The organism is Aurantimonas sp. C2-5-R2, from assembly GCF_036549495.1.
Classification (GTDB): Bacteria; Pseudomonadota; Alphaproteobacteria; order Rhizobiales; family Rhizobiaceae; genus Aurantimonas; species Aurantimonas coralicida_A.
Genome location: NZ_JAZHLJ010000207.1, coordinates 1 through 1,875, shown reverse-complemented (window position 1 = coordinate 1,875; position 1,875 = coordinate 1). Strand labels below are relative to the sequence as shown.

Annotated in this window: 2 protein-coding genes; both read right to left on the bottom strand. The window is 62.6% G+C overall.

All coding sequences use genetic code 11. The features are described from left to right. The coding region (locus tag VQ044_RS24985; RefSeq protein ID WP_327691585.1) for a glycosyltransferase family 4 protein at window positions 1-926 on the bottom strand (926 nt) is incomplete at its 3' end. 1 nt (window position 927) lies between these two features. Next, a complete protein-coding gene (locus VQ044_RS24980; RefSeq protein WP_327645717.1) occupies window positions 928-1,752 on the bottom strand; it encodes a UDP-2,3-diacylglucosamine diphosphatase in 825 nt (274 codons plus the stop codon). Window positions 1,753-1,875 lie beyond the last annotated feature (123 nt).

Below are 1,875 nucleotides of genomic sequence, written 5' to 3'. Positions count from 1 at the left end.
GCGTCCTGAGGATCAAGCGACAGAGCAGCGAGACAGGCTTCCCGCAAATCATCGGACATATGCCCAGCCTTTGACGATCCGATCACGTCGAGCGGTCCCGGCTCCGGAAAGGCGGCGAGCGGAATCCCGCAAGCGAGCGCCTCGATGAGGACTATCCCGAAGGTGTCGGTCATCGAAGGAAACACGAAGACATCGGCGGCGGCGTAATAGCGCGCCAAGGTATCGCCCGACTGCGTCCCGGCGAAATGCACGTCCGGGTAACGCAGCGCCAATTCGCTCAACATCGGCCCATCGCCGACCACGAGCTTGGAGCCCGGCAAATCGATATCCAGAAACGCCGTAAGGTTCTTCTCCGGTGCGACACGCGACACCGTGAGGAAGACCGGCTTTGGCAAATTGAGCTCGACGGGGTGAACGGGGCGAAAGAGCCGCCGGTCAACGCCGCGCGTCCAGGTGACGAGGTTGCCGAAGCCGAACTCGGCCAGATTTCGGCGCATCGATTGGGTGGGCACGAGGCAGGCCGCAGCCGGAGCGTGAAACCGGCGAAGCCAGGCATAGGTCAGCGCCTCGGGGACGGGCGCGCGCTGGCGTAGATACTCCGGGAAACGGGTGTGAAAGCTGGTGGTGAAGGACCGCCCGAGACGGAGCGCCGCGCGCCGAGCGGCAAGCCCGATCGGTCCCTCGGTGGCGATATGGATCGCCGTCGGGTCGAATTCGCGTATCGCTGCCGCCAAGCGATCGGCGGAGGCAATTGCCAGCCGAATTTCCGGGTAAGTCGGACAGGCAACGGTGCGAAAGTCGAGCGGAGTGACGACGCGGACTTCGATTCCGCGCTCGCGGAGCTGGTCGATGAGGTTGGCAAGGGTGCGGACCACGCCGTTGACTTGCGGATGCCAGGCATCGGTCGCGATCAGAATTCGGCGCATCTCAAGCAGCCTCCACCGGTCGACGCGGCGACGCACGAACGTCGACGGGGGGCCGAGCAGGCGCTTCCTCCGACATTGTTTCGCTCCAGCGGATCAGTTCGAGAGAACCGTCGTGGCGTTCGGCGAGAGCCGTGCAGCTTTCGACCCAATCGCCCGTGTTGACGTATTCGATGTCGCCGTGTCGGACCATCTGCGCATAGTGGATATGACCGCAGATGACGCCGTCGCAGCCGTTCCGCTTCGCCTCTTCGGCGAGCGCGCTCTCGAAAGCGCCGATGAAGTTGACGGCGTTCTTCACCTTGAGCTTCGCCCATGACGAGATCGACCAATAGGGGAAGCCCAACCGGCGGCGGACGACGTTGAATACGACATTAATGGCGATCGCGGCGTCATACGCCCAGTCGCCAAGATAGGCGAGAACACGAGCGTTACAGACGACGACATCGAACTCGTCACCATGGATCACGAGAAATTGGCGCCCGTCGGCCATTGTATGGATGTCCGTCAGCTTGACCTCGACGCCGCCGAAATGCTGACCGGGAAAATCGCGCAGGATCTCATCGTGATTGCCGGGGATATAGATGATCGTCGCCCCCTTGCGCGCCTTGCGCAGGAGTTTCTGCACGACGTCGTTATGCGACTGCGGCCAATGCCAGGAGCGCTTCATGCGCCATCCGTCGAAGATGTCGCCGACGAGATAGATCTTTTCCGCGTCGTGGACCCGAAGGAAGTCGACCAGCATCTCGGCCTGCGCCGCCTTCGAGCCCAGATGGACATCCGATAGAAACAGCGTCCGAAAATGACGTGTCGTGGTCAGCTGGTGCATGGTTGCCGTCCCGTGCATTCGTAGGATACCCCGTCTGCCTGCGTCCGGAATGACCGATTCTGATTGCATCCATGTGACGGGCACCCGCTAGCGTCTGCCCGCGCGCACGGGCAGACGCCATCG